15 protein-coding genes are annotated in these 20116 nt (G+C 38.5%); 10 read left to right on the top strand and 5 right to left on the bottom strand.

All coding sequences use genetic code 11. From position 1 onward, the window contains the following. The first annotated feature begins 41 nt into the window (after window positions 1-41). Window positions 42-1037, top strand: coding sequence for a LacI family DNA-binding transcriptional regulator (locus ACNART_RS16045; protein WP_196533975.1), 996 nt, complete (start codon window positions 42-44; stop codon window positions 1035-1037). A 29-nt stretch (window positions 1038-1066) separates the two neighbouring features. On the opposite strand, the gene ACNART_RS16040 is transcribed toward ACNART_RS16045, so the two are convergent. Then, window positions 1067-2533 (bottom strand): glycoside hydrolase family 32 protein, encoded by a 1467-nt coding sequence (locus tag ACNART_RS16040; protein WP_368927852.1) that lies wholly within the window; start codon window positions 2531-2533, stop codon window positions 1067-1069. Window positions 2534-2805: 272 nt separating this feature from the next. Between ACNART_RS16040 and ACNART_RS16035 the strand changes: the two genes are divergently transcribed. From ACNART_RS16035 to purT, 3 genes are all read left to right on the top strand, one after another. Further along, window positions 2806-3753 carry an aminoimidazole riboside kinase gene (locus ACNART_RS16035; protein WP_198625898.1) on the top strand — a complete coding sequence of 316 codons (948 nt, stop codon included), beginning with the start codon at window positions 2806-2808 and terminating at the stop codon, window positions 3751-3753. A 234-nt stretch (window positions 3754-3987) separates the two neighbouring features. Next, a complete protein-coding gene (gene rarD, locus ACNART_RS16030) occupies window positions 3988-4899 on the top strand; it encodes an EamA family transporter RarD (RefSeq protein WP_368927851.1) in 912 nt (303 codons plus the stop codon). Between the two features lie 125 nt (window positions 4900-5024). After that, on the top strand, window positions 5025-6212 hold the full coding sequence (purT, locus tag ACNART_RS16025; RefSeq protein ID WP_198625896.1) for a formate-dependent phosphoribosylglycinamide formyltransferase: 1188 nt from the start codon (window positions 5025-5027) through the stop codon (window positions 6210-6212). Between the two features lie 38 nt (window positions 6213-6250). Here purT and ACNART_RS16020 read toward each other — a convergent pair whose 3' ends face one another. Together ACNART_RS16020 and ACNART_RS16015 are read right to left on the bottom strand one after the other, a co-directional pair. After that, a complete protein-coding gene (locus tag ACNART_RS16020) occupies window positions 6251-6970 on the bottom strand; it encodes a substrate-binding domain-containing protein (protein WP_198620854.1) in 720 nt (239 codons plus the stop codon). Window positions 6971-6981: 11 nt separating this feature from the next. After that, a complete protein-coding gene (locus tag ACNART_RS16015; RefSeq protein ID WP_368927850.1) occupies window positions 6982-8034 on the bottom strand; it encodes an ABC transporter substrate-binding protein in 1053 nt (350 codons plus the stop codon). Window positions 8035-8245: 211 nt separating this feature from the next. Here ACNART_RS16015 and htpG point away from each other — a divergent pair, with 211 nt between their 5' ends. The 5 genes from htpG (at window position 8246) to ACNART_RS15990 (ending at window position 14802) form a co-directional block, all read left to right on the top strand. Then, complete coding sequence (htpG, locus tag ACNART_RS16010) at window positions 8246-10129, top strand: molecular chaperone HtpG (protein WP_196564422.1); 1884 nt, start codon at window positions 8246-8248, stop codon at window positions 10127-10129. Between the two features lie 182 nt (window positions 10130-10311). After that, complete coding sequence (adk, locus tag ACNART_RS16005) at window positions 10312-10956, top strand: adenylate kinase (RefSeq protein ID WP_109371369.1); 645 nt, start codon at window positions 10312-10314, stop codon at window positions 10954-10956. A 169-nt stretch (window positions 10957-11125) separates the two neighbouring features. Beyond that, window positions 11126-12106: a ferrochelatase gene (gene hemH / locus ACNART_RS16000; protein ID WP_368927849.1), complete on the top strand. Its 981-nt coding sequence runs from the start codon at window positions 11126-11128 to the stop codon at window positions 12104-12106. Between the two features lie 163 nt (window positions 12107-12269). Continuing rightward, the gene (gene wzz(fepE), locus ACNART_RS15995; protein ID WP_368927847.1) at window positions 12270-13388 is read left to right on the top strand and encodes an LPS O-antigen length regulator Wzz(fepE); all 1119 of its coding nucleotides are present in this window, start codon (window positions 12270-12272) and stop codon (window positions 13386-13388) included. 103 nt (window positions 13389-13491) lie between these two features. Further along, window positions 13492-14802 carry an inosine/guanosine kinase gene (locus tag ACNART_RS15990; RefSeq protein ID WP_194951070.1) on the top strand — a complete coding sequence of 437 codons (1311 nt, stop codon included), beginning with the start codon at window positions 13492-13494 and terminating at the stop codon, window positions 14800-14802. Window positions 14803-14920: 118 nt separating this feature from the next. Here the strand turns inward: ACNART_RS15990 and ybaL are convergent, their stop codons facing one another. After that, window positions 14921-16681, bottom strand: a complete 1761-nt coding sequence (gene ybaL / locus ACNART_RS15985; RefSeq protein WP_198625892.1) for a YbaL family putative K(+) efflux transporter — start codon at window positions 16679-16681, stop codon at window positions 14921-14923. A 238-nt stretch (window positions 16682-16919) separates the two neighbouring features. Then, the gene (locus tag ACNART_RS15980) at window positions 16920-18158 is read right to left on the bottom strand and encodes an MFS transporter (protein ID WP_198632695.1); all 1239 of its coding nucleotides are present in this window, start codon (window positions 18156-18158) and stop codon (window positions 16920-16922) included. Between the two features lie 261 nt (window positions 18159-18419). Here ACNART_RS15980 and ushA point away from each other — a divergent pair, with 261 nt between their 5' ends. Next, the gene (gene ushA, locus ACNART_RS15975; protein WP_109371359.1) at window positions 18420-20084 is read left to right on the top strand and encodes a bifunctional UDP-sugar hydrolase/5'-nucleotidase UshA; all 1665 of its coding nucleotides are present in this window, start codon (window positions 18420-18422) and stop codon (window positions 20082-20084) included. Window positions 20085-20116 lie beyond the last annotated feature (32 nt).

Raw genomic sequence — 20116 nt, 5'->3', positions numbered from 1 at the left:
TTTCTACTGACCCTTTTTAATAAACCAACCGAGCCAATGCTATGGCGTCACTGAAAGATGTAGCTCGACTTGCATCCGTTTCTTTGATGACAGTCTCAAGAGCGATTAATAACCCTGAGTTATTAAAACCAGAAACACTGAAACAAGTCCAAAATGCGATTGATCAACTTAACTATGTTCCAGATTATTCTGCACGAAAAATTCGTGGTCAAGGAACAAAAGTATCATCAATTGGTGTTCTGGCAATTGATACCGCAACGACACCGTTTTCTGTGGAAATGATTTTATCGATAGAACAAACCGCAAGAGAATTTGGTTGGAGTTCATTTGTTGTTAATTTGACTGCACAAGATTGTTATGAAAATGCCATTTGGCAACTTTTGGCTCAACGTCCAGATGGTATTATTTATACCACGATGGGGTTGCGTGAAATCACCGTACATGAAAAGTTGCTCGATAAGAATTTAGTGTTAGCAAACTGTTTAGATAAAACGCACGCTTTTCCAACTTATATTCCCGATGATTATCATGGACAGTATTTTGGGATGAAAAAAGTCATCGAGAAAGGGTATCGCCGTCCTTTGTGCTTTTATATACCTGAAGAGTCTGTTGCAGGCCCTATTCGTCGTAAAGCCGTTGAAGATGCTTGGCAAGAGGCTGGGCTACCATTGGCGGATCTACAACAATATACGATGATGTTTGGAGATGAACACTACCGTGATGTGATTGAAATATTGAAAAAGCATTGTGTTCATCAAAAGGCTGACTTTGATATTCTCATTTGTGGTAATGACCGTATCGCTTTTCTCGCTTACCAAGTTTTACTTTCTATGGGGTTACGTATTCCAGAGCAAGTGGCTGTTTTGGGATACGATAATATGATTGGTACGGGAGAATTGTTTTATCCACCATTAACAACGGTACAACTGCCTCATTATGAATTAGGTAAAGAAGCGACGTTGCATATTATTCAAGAACGAAACCATAGAGATACCGTACACGTACCTTGTCAATTAGTTGAACGTGAGTCTATTTAAAGACTCACGTCTTACTTACCTTCTCAATATCAGTAAATACTATTTAGCAGCCAATATTGACCATTAATCAGTGTTGCATCGCCATTCATGGCAAAAAGACGTAAAGTTTGAGTATCTTGTTGAGCATAATATCGGCTGCTAAAGGTGAATTCGCCTTTATTTACAAAGACTTCAATTGATGAACGATCAATGAAAATACGTAAATTCAATTCACAACCTTCAGGTAATGGAATACTTCTAGCTCCACTCATATTGTGCTGAGGATAATGGCGGTTAAGAACTAAACGATGTGATTGATTATCAACAAATAGCTCAAGCCCTTCACCTAGCCATAAGCCAAATTTTTCAGCATGACTGTCTAAAGATAACGTTAAGTCGAGTTCGATAGCGGCAGTATTATTTATTAGCTCGATAGATTGATTACTGAGTGTTAATGGCTGGATAGTCTGTTTTTCTTGGCGCAATGATTCGACTTCTTTAACGGGGATCATGCGTAAGCGATTTTTGGATTTATCAAACGTGATTTCACGAGGGAGTGTAAAACAGCCAGACCAAAATTCAGATTTTGAAGGCATTGGCGAATTCCACATATCCATCCATCCCATTGAAACACGACGACCATCAGGTGTCGTAAATGATTGTGGCGCATAATAGTCATGGCCATTATCAAGTTCAATAAAGTGACCTTGTGGTTTAAAAGGTTGATTTGGCGACCACTGGCCAATTAATGCCCCTGATTGAAAGAGATTGCGATATTGATAGCCTTCGGCTCGTTTTCCTTGTGGTGAGAAGACGATTGCAAATTCGTTTTCTTGGCTAATAGGGAAGAAATCAGGGCACTCCCACATATAGACATTTTTATCATCCGTTTTTCCTAAAACAGTGTAATCGTTGTTCCACTGTTGACCTTCCTCAAATAAGGTTTCGCTAGAGAAAAGTAGGACTTGTCCTTGATCTTTTTCATCACGAGCACCAACAACCATCCACCATTTACCGTCTTGATACCAGACTTTAGGATCACGAAAATGCATATAACCTTTAGGGGGTTCTAAAACGATCCCTTTTTTCTCAAAATGAATGCCATCTTCACTGATAGCAACACATTGCGCTTCATAGATTTGATTATCATCCCCTTCGGCGGCTAACCAATTGTGTCCGGTATAGAAAAGATAGAGTTTACCGTCATGGCTAATTGCTGATCCTGAGAAGCAACCACTTTTGTCGTAGTCATCTCCTGGTGCTAACGCAATAGGTTGATGTTGCCAGTGGATCATATCGGTACTTGTGGCATGTCCCCAATGCATTGGTCCCCAATCTTGAGAATAAGGATGGTGCTGATAAAAGGCGTGATATAAACCATCATGATAAATAAGACCATTAGGATCATTTAACCAACCCGCAGGCGCTGCCAAATGAAACTGGGGATAAAATTTATTGCCTCGTTTTTCAATCAAGGTATTTAGGGCTTTTGTTGATTGTTCTAAGCGGTGTTTCATATCATTATCCTTATTATATTTTAGAGTTATTAGTGTGTTTTTAAGATCACAAAAGGGTAAAGAACAGATGTAATCACACTATTACTCTTGTTGTTAACGATAACATTTAGAGTGAAAAAAATACGATGCATGAGATTGACTTTATCATCTTATCTCATTATGTTAACGTTATCAGTGTGGATTTACGAGCAATATCTTTACTTATTCGTTATGAATAGTCATAAAAACAGAATATAGTTAAGAAAAATAATTGCTTATCTTCAGGAGAGATTATGAAAGTCTGGTCTTTAGGTGACGCTGTTGTTGACTTGATCCCATTGCAAAACATGCAATATGAAGCATGTGCTGGTGGCGCGCCAGTCAATGTTGCTGCTGGCGTTGCTAAGCTTGGTCAACAAAGTGGTTTTATTGGACGTGTAGGTGAAGATGCGTTCGGCCATTTTATGCAAAAAACATTGTTTGATCTGGGCGTTGATACTCGTGCAATGGAATTTGATGAGTTTCATCGTACCAGTACTGTTCTTGTCTCTTTACAAGAAAATGGTGAGCGTGATTTTACTTTTTTAGTTGCTGAGTCTGCGGATCAATTTTTAACAGAAAAATCTTTACCTGCGTTTGAAAAAGATATTTTGCATTTTTGCTCTTTAGCATTAGTGAATCCCATTTGTCGCTCGACCTTAGATTGTGCAATCAAAAATATTAAAGAAAGCGGTTCACTACTGAGTTTTGATATTAATTTACGACCTCAAATGTGGTGTGATCATGAAGAAATGCGCGAAGTTATTGATAATTATGCGCATAAAGCAGACATATTAAAATTATCCGAAGATGAGCTTACGTGGATGACACAAGAAGTGACATTGAATAATGCACTTAAAAAATTAGAAGATTATCCCGCTCGTTTAAAAGTGATCACCCAAGGCTCTAAAGGTTGTTTAGTTTTAACGCCAAATACCCAAGTCGCATTTAGTGCCTTTATCGTTGAATGTATTGATACAACCGGTGCTGGCGATGCCTTTATGTCAGGCTTGTTAGCTGCGCTTGCTGAATATGGTTTTGCTGAAGATGAACCATATCTATCAAAAATAGTGACGCAAGCAGCTGCTTGTGGCGCTTTAGCCACCACTAAAAAGGGGGCAATAGCCGCGGCACCAAGTCGTAAAAAATTACATGATTTTGTTCAGCAGCAACCGCCTTTGCATGTTAGGGAGATTTTCTAACAACTTACCTATTTTTTCTGGTTGTGGTTTTTACCACGGTTTTCCCTTAATGGATTTTCCTATTCTCCATTTATAACGACTTTTCTCGGAGTGGTTATTTGTGGAGATTTTTTTATCTCATCTATGCTGTTGTACTGATGTTTAATCAATCAATCAGCGATGCTGATCATATTGTTCTGTCGGTTTTAAGCGTATGATATTAAATCTTATCGACTTTTATTGATGGAACATTAAATGTGGGCTCAATCGGGCGCGGTATTAGCCATTTTTTCTTATATTCTTTGGGGAATTACTCCTCTGTTTTATCGGCTGTTACCGGGAGCGCAGCCGTTAGAAATGTTGGCTCAGCGTTTGATCTGGTCTATCCCTCTTTTATTACTCGTACGACTCTTTATTAAAAATAGGACACGATGGCGCGCTGTTTTACAAGATAAGCGCTCTATTTTTATGTGTCTATTTAGCTCAATGGCTATGGCCGTTTCTTGGTGTACATTTACCTATGCATTAACACATCAACAAGTATTAGAAGCGAGCTTGGGGTATTTTATTAATCCGCTTTTCTCAATTTTATTAGGCGTCATATTTCTTAAAGAAAAGCTTAATTCAGCAGAAAAATGGGCTGTTGCTTTAATTTGTGCTGGTGTGGGCTATCAATTGTGGATGTACGGTGAATTACCTGTATTGGCTATAATGATGGGCGGTGCATTTGCTGTATATGGATTAATTCGTAAGTTTATTCGTTTTGATGTGATCACGTCTTTATTTATGGAAACTCTTTGGTTAATGCCATTAGCAATAGGCGCTACGATTTGGTTGGTTGTTACCGATAAAAGTGCATTACCTTCGGCTGATAATTTGACTCGTTTTTATTATATCTTAACAGCACCAGTGACTATCTTGCCGTTATTATTCTTTACTGCTGCAGTCAAACGAACCACGTTAACCGTGATAGGATTAGCGCAATACATTGAACCTACCATTCAATTTTTACTGGCTGTTTTCTTATTCCACGAATCTTTTGATGAAGTAAAAGGCGTGAGTTTCTCACTGATTTGGTTAGGGCTTTTATGCTGTATCTTAGCACTTATCCGAAAACGCCTTAATTATCTAAAAATTCAAAAAGGAAAGCGTAGCCAAACAATGTAATTGTTTTATTTATCTGTCTGATTATTTTTTTGTCTGGCTATTTTTCTATCAAGCTAAATCCGCTATGCTATATGAAAGGCAATCGTTTGCGTGATTGTGGTTTTTATTAATGGTGAGGATAAAAAATGACAGTGCTGGGTACGGCTCTTACAGCAAGTGCAACAAAAGTGATGTTATTAGGTGCCGGTGAATTAGGCAAAGAAGTCGCGATAGAATGCCAACGCTTGGGAATTGAAGTGATTGCCGTTGATCGCTATATCAATGCTCCAGCTATGCATATTGCTCATCGTCATTATGTTGTAAATATGTTGGATAGCGATGCGTTAAAGCAAGTTATTGAACAAGAGCGACCTGATTTTATCGTTCCTGAAATTGAGGCTATTGCAACAACGTTACTGGTTGAATTAGAACAAGCGGGGCAAAAAGTTGTTCCTTGTGCCCGTGCTGTAAAGCTAACTATGGATAGAGAAGGTATTCGTCGTTTAGCCTCGGAAACACTGCATTTACCTACATCGAACTATCAATTTGTTGATGATGAAGTGAGCTTTAAAAAAGCTGCTCTAGAAATAGGCTTCCCTTGTATTGTAAAACCTGTCATGAGTTCATCTGGAAAAGGGCAAAGTGTTATTCGTAATGAAAACGATTTAGCTCAAGCTTGGACTTACTCGCAAGAGGGCGGGAGAGCAGGAAAAGGACGCGTTATCGTTGAAAAAATGATCCCGTTTGATTTTGAGATCACGTTACTGACTATTCACGCTGTTGATGGTACCCATTTTTGTGCCCCTATTGGTCATCGACAAGAAAAAGGGGATTACCGTGAATCATGGCAACCTCAAAAGATGAGTGACATCGCGCTTGCTAAAGCACAGCATATTGCGAGTAAAGTGGTTGAGAACTTAGGGGGCTATGGTTTATTTGGTGTTGAGTTGTTTGTTCAAGGTGATGAGGTATTTTTTAATGAAGTCTCACCTCGCCCTCATGATACTGGATTGGTGACACTAATTTCTCAAGATTTATCAGAGTTTGCGCTTCATGTTCGTGCTTTTTTAGGCTATCCCATTGGTGGAATTCGCCAATTAGGCCCTTGTGCATCAGCGGTTATTTTACCTGAGCTTTATAGTACGAATATTGTGTATTCTGGTATTGAAAAAGCATTGAAGGCGGATCGTCAAATTCGCCTTTTCGCCAAGCCTGAAATTGCGGGTTCTCGCCGTTTAGGTGTTGTACTTGCTCACGCTGATACGATAAAACACGCATTAGATGAAGCAAAAGCAGGTGCTAACGCTATCATTGTCAATGACGCCCAAAAATAGCGATGTAACATAAGATTACTTACCGCTAAGAAGGAAACCTAACTTAGCGGTAAAAATCCAGCTTTAATAAAATACGCTTTAGCATAAGGAGATAATATCTCCTGATATAAACTATAAGCCTGAGAATGAATAAGTGTTGCACAATAGTGCGCGGTAACATTAAAAGGCTTTGGAATATCGAATATCTTTAATTCAGGAAATTGACTGAGTTGTGCTTGATAGTGCTGGTAGCCAATAAAGGCATCAGCTTGATGTGTTGTAATTAAGTAATGAGCAGCCATTCTACCTTGAGGGATAGTAAGTGAATGCTTACCTCCAACCAAAGAAAGTGCTCGCATTTTTAATGCCTGACTTAACTCTGGATTAATTTGTGCAATATTATTAAAAAGTTGCCAACTGTAATCCCCTGATGGATCTGCTTTTGGTGTGGATATCGCTAATTTTAATGCGGTATTTGATAATACACTAAGCCAGTTATCTTCTTCATTTACACCGTTACGACGAGCGGTAATGCAAAGCTGATTGGCAATAAAAGGGGCATATTGCAGTGCAAAGCCTTTCTTGATTAATTGTTGAGCATTATTTTCATCAGCAGAAAGAAATAAATGACAGGTTTCCCCTTGTTCAATTCGTTGACGCAAAAGTCCAGCGGGTCCAAATGTAAGCGCCCACTTTTCGCCTGTTTTCTGCTTATAATGCTCAATAAAAGCAGGTAGTGTGGTTTTTAAGCTACCTGCTGCAAAAAGGGAAAATATCATGGTGTTATATCTTACTCTTTTCCTTGATATTGAGTACGATAGAATTTTTGATACCAATCATTAGCTGCTTTTTGCATATCGATATCACTAAATTTTTCAGGATAGAGTTTTTTTGCCATCCACAATTCACCGATTGCCATGGCTTCTGGCATTGGATAACCCCACGCTTTTGCATATTCAGGCATTAAATAAATGCGATTGTTTTTAACCGCACTAATCACTTGCCAACGTGCATCTTGTTTGATTTCATCAACAACTTGAGGGTATCTGTCTTGAATAAAAATAACTTCTGGATCCCATGCAATAACTTGCTCTAAAGAAACTTGTTTATAGCCTTTGACGGTTGATGAGGCAACATTAAAGGCGCCTGCATGTTCCATCATAAGTCCCGTGTATTTTCCTGAGCCATAAGTGGTTAAATCAGGATTGGCCATATAGGCACGGACTCGTTGCGATTTAGGAATATCTTGTAAGCGCTGGCTAACCTGCTCACGTTGTTTAAAGGTATCGTTAACTAATGCTTGTGCATTTTCTGATTTATTGACGATATCACCAATCAATAAAATACCTTCTTTTAGCCCTTCGTTATAAGCCTGTTCTTCGTTTTGTAATATTGGATTAAGCTTTGATTTATCGTCGTTACTCTCTTTACGCAATGAAATTGCAACAACAGGAATACCCAATGCAGAAATCTTATCAATCATCTCTTTAGGGGCATAATTGGTGACAAAGACAACTTGAGGTTGCAGTTTGACTAAACTCTCTGCATCAAAACTGGTGAGATCACCGACTTTAGGTGTTTTCTCTAGCGATGGTGCTAATTGTGCATATCCATCACCAAGTTGTTGCTTCCAATTAGACATCACGCCAACAATTTTATCTGTTGCATCAAGCTGAACTAATAAATTGAGGGTTTGATGTTGTAAAACTACCGTTCTTTCTACTTTATCTGGAATGGTAACAGTGCGACCAATTTGGTCTACGATTTGTCTATCTGCATAAGAGAAAAAAGAGAGGGAGAGTAAGCCAATACCCAATAAACAGTGCTGTAATAACGCTTTCATAGTTATAAACCCAAGTTAATATCGCTGTATAATAAAATATACAACTAAAAATATCCAACAAGTATTATTTTGGCTCAAACTTTAATCATATAAGGTGCGTAATCACTTTTATTAGCTTAATTTCTTACTCAACCCTTGAAACTTGCTTAACTATCCCCACTTTTTATCCATATTGATTTTTTTCGCCAAATTAGGATTAATTGAGGTAAAAATGAGTATGAAAGGTCAGGAAACAAGAGGATTTCAGTCAGAAGTTAAACAACTTCTTCAATTAATGATCCATTCTCTTTACTCCAATAAAGAAATTTTCCTTCGCGAATTGATTTCTAACGCATCAGATGCGGCTGATAAATTGCGTTTCCGTGCATTATCAGATGCAGCGCTTTATGAAAATAACGGCGAGTTGCATGTACGCATTTCCACTGATAAAGAAGCTCGTACTCTGACTATCAGTGATAATGGTATTGGTATGACTCGTGATGAAGTCATTGATAATCTGGGTACTATTGCAAAATCAGGTACAAAATCATTCTTAGAATCTATCGGACAAGATCAAGCTAAAGATAGCCAATTAATTGGTCAGTTTGGTGTTGGATTCTATTCTGCGTTTATCGTTGCAGATAAAGTGACAGTACGTACTCGGGCTGCTGGTGAAAGCGCCGATAAAGGTGTTTTTTGGGAATCTGAAGGTGAAGGTGATTACACCGTTGCTGATATTGAAAAAGCTGATCGTGGTACTGAAATTACGCTTCATTTACGTGAAGGTGAAGATGAGTATTTAGATGATTGGCGCCTGCGTAGCATTATTAGTAAATATTCCGACCATATTTCTCTGCCTGTTGAAATTGAAACGAAAAATGAAGAAGACGGCACTGTAACATGGGAAAAAATTAATAAAGCGCAAGCACTGTGGACTCGAAACAAAGCTGAAGTGAGTGATGAAGAGTATAAAGAGTTTTATAAACATATCTCTCATGATTTCGCAGATCCATTAAGCTGGGCACATAACCGTGTAGAAGGTAAGCAAGAATATACAAGCTTATTATATGTGCCTTCAAAAGCGCCTTGGGATTTATGGAATCGTGAACAACGCCATGGTTTAAAACTCTATGTTCAGCGTGTCTTTATTATGGATGAAGCTGAGCAGTTTATGCCTAATTACCTACGCTTTATCCGTGGGTTAGTGGATTCTAATGATTTACCGTTAAACGTTTCTCGTGAAATTTTACAAGATAGCTCTGTTACACGTAATTTACGCAGTGCATTAACTAAGCGTGCATTACAGATGTTGCAAAAATTGGCAGAAAACAAGCCTGAAGAGTATCAAGCATTCTGGAAAGAGTTTGGTTTAGTCTTAAAAGAAGGCCCAGCAGAAGACTCATCTAACATTGAAACTATTGCTAAATTACTGCGTTTTGCATCAACGCATAATGACAGCGATGCTCAAACAGTTTCACTGGAAGATTACGTTAACCGTATGGTCGAAGGCCAAGAAAAAATCTATTACATCACTGCTGATAGCTATGCCGCTGCGAAAAATAGCCCTCATTTAGAGCTGTTCCGCAAAAAAGGTATCGAAGTACTGCTGTTATCTGATCGTATTGATGAGTGGATGATGAATTACCTGACTGAGTTTGATGGCAAATCATTCCAGTCTGTCAGTAAAGCAGATGAATCTCTTGATAAACTTGCTGATGAAGAGAAGCAGGCTGAGCAAGAAGAAACAGATAAACAATTAGCACCTTTTGTTGAACGCATTAAAACCTTGCTAGGGGATAAAGTTAAAGATGTGAAATTAACACATCGTTTAACAGATACTCCGGCAATTGTGACAACCAGTGCTGATGAAATGACAACACAAATGGCCAAGTTGTTTGCAGCAGCAGGACAAGCAGTACCAGAAGTGAAATATAACTTTGAGCTGAACCCAAATCACCCATTAGTGAAACAAACTGCCGAGTTAACCGATGAAGCGTTGTTTGCGGATTGGGTAAATTTATTGCTGGATCAGGCTCTATTTGCTGAAAGAGGCTCTTTAGAGGATCCAAACCAGTTTATTCGCTTAGTGAATCAACTTTTAGTTCAAAAAGCGTAACTGTTTTCGTTTTCAAACATTTAAACCACGTTTATCTGAAAAGAGAGCGTGGTTTTTTCTTTTTCGATAAAAAATAAAATGCAATCGCTACCGTGATTTCTTGAGCGATGACCTCACAAAATGGTATGGTAATGCGTTTTCGAGTTTAAATATAAAAAATTAAATGCAAGGGGATTTACGCGATGCGTATCATTCTGCTAGGCGCTCCAGGCGCTGGTAAAGGCACTCAGGCTCAATTCATTAAAGAAAACTATGGTATCCCACAGATTTCAACTGGTGATATGTTACGTGCGGCAGTAAGTGCAGGTACAGAACTAGGACTGAAAGCAAAAGCACTGATGGACAATGGTCAGTTAGTGACTGATGAATTAGTTATTGCGTTAGTTAAAGAGCGCATCAAACAAGACGATTGCCGTAATGGTTTCTTGTTGGATGGGTTCCCAAGAACAATTCCACAAGCTGATGCAATGAAAGAAGCGGGTATTAACGTGGATTTCGTACTGGAATTCGCTGTACCGGATGAAATCATTGTCGATCGTATTATTGGTCGTCGTGTTCACGCACCATCAGGTCGTGTTTATCATGTGAAATTTAATCCACCTAAAGTGGAAAATCGTGATGACGTGACGGGTGAAGAATTAACAACGCGTAAAGATGACCAAGAAGAAACTGTTCGTAAACGTTTAGTTGAGTACCATACTCAAACTGCACCATTAGTTTCTTATTACCAAAATGAAGCTAAAGCAAACAATGCGAAATACTTCAAAGTTGATGGTACACAAAAAGTAAGCGAAATTAACGCTGAACTGAAAAGTATCCTTGGCTAATTCGTCATTGTGATGACTAATCCCGGTTGAGCCGGGATTTTTTTTATCTTAAAAATAAGAAGATGAGATAAAAAGCGCGATCCAATAAATTGACAAGCACAATCTATTATTTTCCTTTATTCTTCTACTCTTTGGTTATCCTAATAAAATAACTCTAAGGAGTCATAGTATGAATGATGCTAAGTATGGTGTTCTTTTGGTTAATCTAGGCACACCTGATGCGCCGACAACGGGGGCTGTTCGACGTTATTTGGCACAATTTCTTAGCGATCCTCGTGTTGTTGATGTTTCTCCTTTGATTTGGAAACCAATATTACAAGGGGCTATATTACCGTTTCGCTCACCTAAAGTGGCTAAATTGTATCAACAGATTTGGATGGATGAGGGATCGCCACTTTTAGTTTATAGTCGAGCGCAACAACGTGCGGTTGCTCAGCGATTACCTAATATCCCTGTAGAGTTAGGAATGTGTTATGGCAATCCATCACTAAATGAAGGGGTTGAAAAACTATTACAACAAGGTGTTGAGAACATTATTTTGTTACCACTTTATCCTCAATACTCTTGCTCTACTTCTGCTGCGGTATTTGATGGTGTCAGTCGAATTTTTAAAGACATGCGTACAATGCCCTCTCTTCACTTTATTCGTAGTTATCCTACTCATCCGCTTTATATCAAAGCACTTGTCACCTCTATTGAGAAAAGTTTTCAGCAATATGGCAAACCTAATCGTTTAATTCTCTCTTTCCACGGTATACCTGAGCGTTTTATCAAAACGGGTGATATTTATTACGATGAGTGTTGCCTCACAACAGAAAAATTAAAAGAGCAATTAGAAGAGAAGCTAGGTTATCCTAAAGAACAAGTCATGTTGACATTCCAGTCACGTTTTGGCCGTGAACCTTGGCTATCGCCTTATACGGATAAAACGATGGAAAAACTGGGAAGTGAAGGGATTGAACATGTACAGGTTGTGTGCCCAGGATTTTCATCTGATTGTTTGGAAACATTAGAAGAAATTAATGAACAGAACCGAGAGTTCTTTATTCATGGTGGTGGCAAACAGTATGAATACATTCCGGCATTAAATGATGATCCTGAGCATATTGACTTGCTAGAATCGATGATCAGAGAGGTATGTAAAAAATAATTACTGAATTCGATAAATAAAATTATCGGATTTGATGATATATTAATTTGATCATATTTCAGTTATATATAAACTTATCTTTTCTCATTTTTTAAGTATTTTAGTGTGAACCACTAAAAGTGCTGATAAACGGACACTGCATTACCTAAATTTAGGCAGGAAAATGAATAGTAAGCTTTCAAAACCACAATCTTCAGAAGTTGATAAAGGACATTTTGACGATTTCTATCTAAAACAGAACGATGAAATCGATCTTTTTGAATTATTTTCTGTTATTTATAAATCAAAATTTGTCATTATTGGTATCACGTTATTATTTGCTATCGTTGGCTTTACTGTTGCAAGTTTTTTACCACAAAAATGGACGAGCCAAGCTGCAATTACCAAGCCAATGCTTGATGAAATGAAGCAATTAAGAGCAACATTGACTGAGCTTAGCTTAGTGGATATTGATACTGGTGTGAATGGTTCATCTGTTTATCAAAAGTTTATCAATAACTATAACTCTCGTGTTTTACGTGAAGAATATTTAATAAGTACGGATTATTACAAAAATTTGTTGGCTAAAATGGAAAATCCAACGCCGTTGGATCAACGTAGACTTATTGAATCAATTGTCACCAAAGACATTAATTTAAAAGCTTCAGATGATAAAAAAAGTGAAGATGAGTTTAGTGGAGAAATTAATCTAAGCTTTACTGCACCAACTTCAGAAGAGGCTTATGATTTACTTTCTGGTTATATTCGTTTTATTTCCACCAAAGTGCGAATGGAAGTAAAAGATGAAATTGATGACCAAATTGAACGTAAATTAAGTTTTGCGCAAAAAGCCTATGAAATGGATTTAGAGCGTATTGCCAATGCACGTAATGTGAATGTGCAACGTCTAAAATATGCGTTAGAAATTGCTAATGCGGCTGGCGTGAAAAAACCGATTTCAAGTGAAGGTGCGCAGATTAAAGATGATCCTGATTACTCTATTGCAATGGGTTCTGATGCATTAGGCAGTAAACTGGCAATCACTGAAGCTATTACTGATCCAACAACAGTAAGCACAGATCTGAAAAACCGTTTATACAATATTCAACAGTTAGAAAAAGTGAAATTAGGCGAGCTTCAATTTGTACCATTCAAATATATGTTGAAGCCTTACGAACCAACTAAAAAAGATGCACCTAAACGTGCTCTGATTTTAGTGGGTGCCGCTTTTGTTGGTTTCATTCTGTCTGTTATGGGTGTTTTATTGAGCTATATGGTAAGAAGCCGTCGTAAAACCGCATAAAAATATCTTTAAATAAGTAGGTGTACTGACGTACACCTACTGCCTCTCCCATAATATTGTGTTAACATTGCGCATCTTTTTTAGCTGTGTAGCATCGTTCACAATGAAATTCCCTGGCAAACGAAAATCCAAACACTATTTTCCCGTTAGTTTACGAGATCCTCTATTACAACCCATCATCAATATGACGGAGAGTGAATCCTCTCGCGCTTATATCGTGGGTATTGACCAAACATTGGTTGATATTGAAGCGAAAGTTGATGAAGAGTTTATTAACCGTTATAACTTGAGTCAGGGACACTCTCTTGTTATTGAAGATGATGTCGCAGAGGCACTTTATCGTGAATTAACAGACAATAATCTGATAACACACGAATTCGCTGGTGGCACTATTGGTAATACGCTACATAACTACTCTGTATTGGCTGACGACCGCTCTGTGTTATTAGGTACTATGTGTAATAACATTCAGATTGGTAGCTATGCTTATCGTTATTTATGTAACACATCTAGCCGTACTGATCTCAATTACCTCCAAGGTGTTGATGGTGCCATTGGGCGCTGCTTTACGCTGATCACGGAAAATGGTGAACGCACATTTGCTATTAGCCCCGGTCAAATGAATCAACTTAAACCTGAAAGCATTCCGGAAGAGGTGATTGCAGAAGCTTCCGCATTGGTGTTAACGGCTTACTTAGTTCGCTGTAAACCAGGTGAACCGATGCCACTAGCAACCATGAAAGCGATTGAGTATGCGAAAAAATATGATGTGCCGGTCGTTCTCACACTTGGCACAAAATATGTTATTGCAGATGATCCACAATGGTGGCGTGATTTCTTAAAAGAGCACGTTTCTGTTGTCGCCATGAATGAAGATGAAGCTTTTGAATTAACTGGGCATGCAGATCCTCTGTTGGCTTCCGATGTTGCTTTAGAATGGGTTGATTTAGTGCTTTGTACTGCGGGACCTGCTGGGCTTTATATGGGCGGCTATACAGAACACAGCTTTAAGCGCCAAACCACACATCCTTTATTACCCGGTGCTATTGCTGAATTTAATCGTTATGAATTTAGTCGAGCAATGCGTCGTAAAGATTGTGAAGAGCCAGAGAAAGTCTATTCTCATATTGAACCTTATATGGGTGGCCCTGAAAAAATTATGAATACCAATGGTGCGGGTGATGCAGCCTTATCAGCATTACTGCATGATATTACAGCAAATAGCTATCATCGCATTAATGTGCCAAATTCAAGTAAGCATCCTCGGACTTATTTAACTTACTCATCATTAGCACAAGTATGTAAATATGCTAACCGAGTGAGTTATCAAGTATTAAGCCAGCATTCTCCACGCTTGACGCGCGGTTTACCTGAAAAAGAAGACAGCTTGGAAGAAGCCTATTGGGAACGCTAAGTTTGTATTGTTTCTAAGTCTTGTTTTATCAGTGTGAAATAAAAAAACCTATCAACATTTATTGATAGGTTTTTTATTGACTTAAATTCTATGGATTTAAGTGATTACCTGTGTTTGATTATTGCGCTGCACTAGGTGCAATGATTTGTTGACCATTTTCAGGTGTATCATCAATAGCGCAACCAAATTCAACTTCTTTAATTAGCATATCCGCCATTGCAGATGCTGTTTGATCTTCATCGATAACGACGTGATTTGCGCCTTTTTCAAGGATAAAAGAAGCTTCTTCATCATAGTTAGCTCGCACGATAATATCGTCAAAATGGGCGCGAACAATGATATTTAAATCAGGGTTCATACTTCTTGCCGTTTCAGCGACATCTGCTGCTTCATAACCATTCGGTATCGTCAGTAATAAAGATTTAGCGCAATCAATACGGGCTAAAGCAAGTGACTCTTTAGTCGATGCATTACCCAGTACTGTGTTTAAACTTTTCTCTTTTAACTCAGCAAATTTATTACGACTATTTTCGATAATCACTAATGGAATAGATTGAGCTAATAATTTTTCAGCAAGCATGCTTCCTGCACGTCCATAGCCGACGATAATGGCGTGACCACAAATATCAACAGGGACAGGCATCTCTTCTTCCAGCTCTTCTTGTTGTAGCTGTTCCACTTCTTCTTTGGTTTCTGTTTTTGCCAGATAACGGTCTAATAAAGAGAACAGAACTGGGTTTAGCATAATCGAGACTAAAGCACCAGCTAAAACAAGATTACGTGCATCTGGCTCTAAAACGTTTAGCGCCACACCTAGACCTGCAAGGATAAAGGCAAACTCACCAATTTGAGCAAGACTGACAGAAATGGTTAAGGCTGTTCGTCGAGAATGCCCAAACATTCGTACAAGCACCAACGCGGCGACAGATTTACCAATAATAATGATAGCCAGTGTTGCTAAGATACCAAGAGGATGTTCAATTAATACCATTGGATCAAACAGCATACCAACGGACACAAAGAACAGAACAGCAAAGGCATCACGCAATGGCAAGGTATCTTGTGCGGCTCTGTGGCTTAACTCAGACTCATTAAGCACCATACCCGCAAAGAAAGCACCTAATGCGAAAGAGGCATCAAATAAAGTCACCGCAGCGTAAGCGATACCTAAAGCGAGTGCTAATACACTCAGCGTAAAGAGTTCACGAGAGCCTGTTGCCGCGGTTTTAGCTAAGATCCACGGAATAAGCTTACGACCAACAATCATCATGATTAAGATAAAGGCTACGACTTTACCGATTGTGATACCTAAATTGATCATGAGTTGAGAAACATTGGTTTGATCGCTGCTTTCCAGCATATTGGCAATAGCTGGGAGTAGTACAAGGGCTAATACCATTGCTAAGTCTTCAACAATCAACCAACCAATGGCAATTTGACCTCGTTGGCTATCAATTAGACCTCTTTCTTCAAGTGCTCGTAAAAGAACGACGGTACTTGCAGTTGAAAGACACAAACCAAACACGATGCCACTAAATAAACCCCAGCCAAAAAATGCTGATAATCCCAACCCTAATAGTGTTGCTACTGCAATTTGAGCAATAGCACCCGGAATAGCGATGGCTTTTACTGCCATCAGATCTTTTAACGAAAAATGTAAACCTACACCAAACATTAGCAGAATAACACCAATTTCAGCGAGTTCAGGGGCGAGAGATGTATCAGCGACAAAGCCGGGAGTAAATGGACCAGCGAGTACACCCGCAGCAAGATATCCTACTAAAGGTGAGATTTTTAGCCGTTGAGCGATCATGCCTAAAATGTAAGCAAGTGCTAACCCACCAACAATGGTGGTAATGAGGGGTGTTGAATGCGGCATCAATTCTCCTTCTTTTTATAAAACTACATGTATCGGGGGGCGAGTAATATAGCAGGCTGATAGTTTAACGTATTCATGCAATAAATTCGCTAAAAATTATCGATTATTTATAAAAATAGCAAGTTGATTGAGTTTTTTGATGCAAATGCACTTTTTTATGTTATTTTAATCAGTCTTACCTTTTAAAGTAAGAAATACCCTGTTACTAGTTCATTTAGATAACAGGGATAATTACAAGTTATTCAGTTTTATCCACCCCAATATTAGGAAGAAAAATGGTGAAAATACCTAATAGTGGGAGATAAGCACAAATATGATAGACATATTCAATACTTTTCTGATCAGCAACATATCCTAAGACCGCAGCACCAATCCCTCCCATCCCAAAAGCAAGTCCGAAGAAAAGCCCTGAAACCATGCCAGTTTTACCCGGAATTAACTCTTGAGCATAAACTAAGATAGCAGAAAATGCTGAAGCCAAAATCACACCAATGAATACAGTAAGTACGCCAGTCCAATAAAGGCTAGCGTAAGGGAGTATCAGCGTAAAAGGCGCAACACCAAGAATAGATCCCCAAATAACGTATTTTCTGCCAATTTTATCGCCTACGGGGCCACCAATCATGGTGCCAGCGGCAACAGCAAAGAGGAAAACAAAGAGGTGAATTTGTGCATTTTGCACTGAAACGCCAAATTTATGTATTAAATAGAAAGTATAGTAGCTACTGATGCTTGCAAGATAAAAATACTTAGAAAAAATCAGAATAAGTAAAATGGCTAAAGAGCCAAAAAGGGCTTTACGTGGCAATATTGCTTTGTTGTTTAGCACCATTGGTTGTTTTTTCTGAGCTTCTTGTTGAATTTTATACCAACGGCTAACTTGTAATAGCACTATAATGGCCAGTAATGCAGCAAGAGAGAACCAACCGACATTACCTTTGCCATAAGGAGCAATCAGTAAAGCCGCCAAAAGAGGACCTAAAGAGCTGCCTAAATTGCCTCCCACTTGGAATAGTGATTGTGCCAGCCCGTGTCTTCCACCTGATGCCATTCTTGCAACACGAGATGATTCAGGATGAAAAACAGACGAGCCTGTACCGACTAATCCTGCTGCGAGTAATAACATTGGGAATGTATCAGCAAAGGCGAGAAGAATAAGCCCTGTTAGCGTAAAACCCATACCAATAGGTAATGAGTAAGGCTTAGGATATTTATCAGTATAGAGACCAATAAAAGGCTGTAACAAGGATGCTGTAATTTGATACGTCAACGTTATCATCCCTATTTGCACAAAGCTGAGAGAAAATTCAGATTGCAACATAGGGTAAATAGCTAATATCAATGATTGGATCATATCATTGAGAAGGTGTGAAAAACTGATAGCAGTTAAAATACTAAAAACCGTATTACGCTTATTGGCTTTTCGTTGTAAAACGTCAGTTTCTTCTATGGGAAGTGTTGGATCGGCATTGCTCATTTTAATTCCCTGCTACATTATTTTGTTAATAAATTGTTTCTATTTTTATTGGTCTAGTTTACATCTATTTGGAGTTGAGTGCTTTTGTGAGAAATAGAGTTTGATTCATGTCTCAAAAAAACTATTGGATCAATGAAATAATAAAAAAATTATATAACCTACGTCATAAAATACAGCAAAAGTATTTAACTTCTGTCTTCTTTTTCTACTGTAGAACCATGGCAGAACCTTCTCAATAAATAATATACATGGGGATATACCATGAGCTTATCTTTTAAATTATCAGCATGCGCATTGACGGTTTCTTTAGCGATGGCGCCTGCGATGTCTCAGGCATGGGAAAAGGATAAAACCTACGAAATAACTATTCTACATACTAATGATCATCATGGTCATTTCTGGCATAACGATCGTGGTGAATATGGCTTAGCTGCACAAAAAACGGTTGTTGATAATATTCGTGATGAAGTGGCTAAAAAAGGCGGTAGCGTACTGCTGTTATCAGGTGGTGATATCAATACGGGTGTACCAGAATCTGATTTACAAGATGCAGAGCCTGATTTTAAAGGTATGAATCTTGTGGGCTATGATGCAATGGCATTGGGTAACCATGAATTCGATAATCCATTAGAGGTTTTACGTCAACAAGAAAAATGGGCAACATTCCCATTCTTATCTGCAAATATTTATCAAAAAAGTACGGGTGAGCGTTTATTCAAGCCTTACACCATTTTTGATAAGCAAGGTGTCAAAATTGCAGTATTAGGCTTAACGACTGATGATACTGTGCGTATTGGTAACCCAGCAAACTTCCCCGATACTGAATTCCGCAAACCGTCTGATGAAGCTAAAAAAGTTGTAGAAGAACTGCGTACAACGGAAAAACCAGACATTATTATCGCAGCAACTCATATGGGTCACTATGATGATGGTAATCACGGCTCTAACGCACCGGGTGATGTGGAAATGGCGCGTGCGTTACCAAAAGGTTACCTTGATATGATTGTGGGTGGTCACTCACAAGATCCTGTTTGTATGTCTCAAGAGAATAAAAACTACAAACAAGCGGATTATGTACCAGGAACACCTTGTGCACCAGATAACCAAAATGGTACATGGATTGTTCAGGCTCATGAATGGGGCAAATATGTTGGTCGTGCAGATTTCGAATTCCGTAATGGTGTATTCACGCTAAAACATTACCAATTAATCCCAATCAACTTAAATCAGAAAGTGAAGAAAGACGACGGCACAACTGAACTCGTTTACTACACTAAAGAAATTCCTCATAACCCTGAAATGATGAAACTGCTGACACCTTACCAAGAAAAAGGTGGCGAGCAACTGAATGTTAAAGTGGGTGAGGTTGTTGGTAAATTAGAAGGTGATCGTAGTAAAGTTCGCTTTGTTCAAACCAATATGGCACGTCTATTATTATCAGCTCAAGCTGAACGTGCGAATGCAGACTTTGCCATTATGAGCGGTGGTGGTGTTCGTGATTCTATTGAGTCTGGTGATATCACTTACAAAGATGTTCTGAAAGTTCAACCATTCGCGAACGAATTGGTTTATGTTGATTTTAAAGGTGAAGAAGTCGAACCTTATTTATCAGCTGTTGCATGTATGAAAGTAGACTCTGGTGCTTATGCACAATTCTACAATGTTAGCTTAACCGTAGATGCAGACTGTAAAGTTAGCGATGTTAAAATTGCAGGTAAACCATTAGATAAAACAAAATCTTACCGTATGGCGACACTGAACTTTAATGGTATTGGTGGTGATGGTTATCCGAAAATTGATACACACCCAGGTTATGTAAATACGGGTTTCGTTGATGCTGAAGTATTAAAAGGTTATATCGAATCACACTCTCCATTGAAAGCTGATGATTTCGAACCTAAAGGCGAAATTGTTTACAAAAAATAAATCTTACCAATAACGTTTATATAGACAAAAGG

It is taken from the genome of Proteus sp. LHD240705 (assembly GCF_047921555.1).
In the GTDB taxonomy this organism is placed as follows: Bacteria; Pseudomonadota; Gammaproteobacteria; order Enterobacterales; family Enterobacteriaceae; genus Proteus.
Note: the sequence above shows the minus strand (reverse complement) of the source record. Positions and strands in the feature narration are given on the sequence as shown.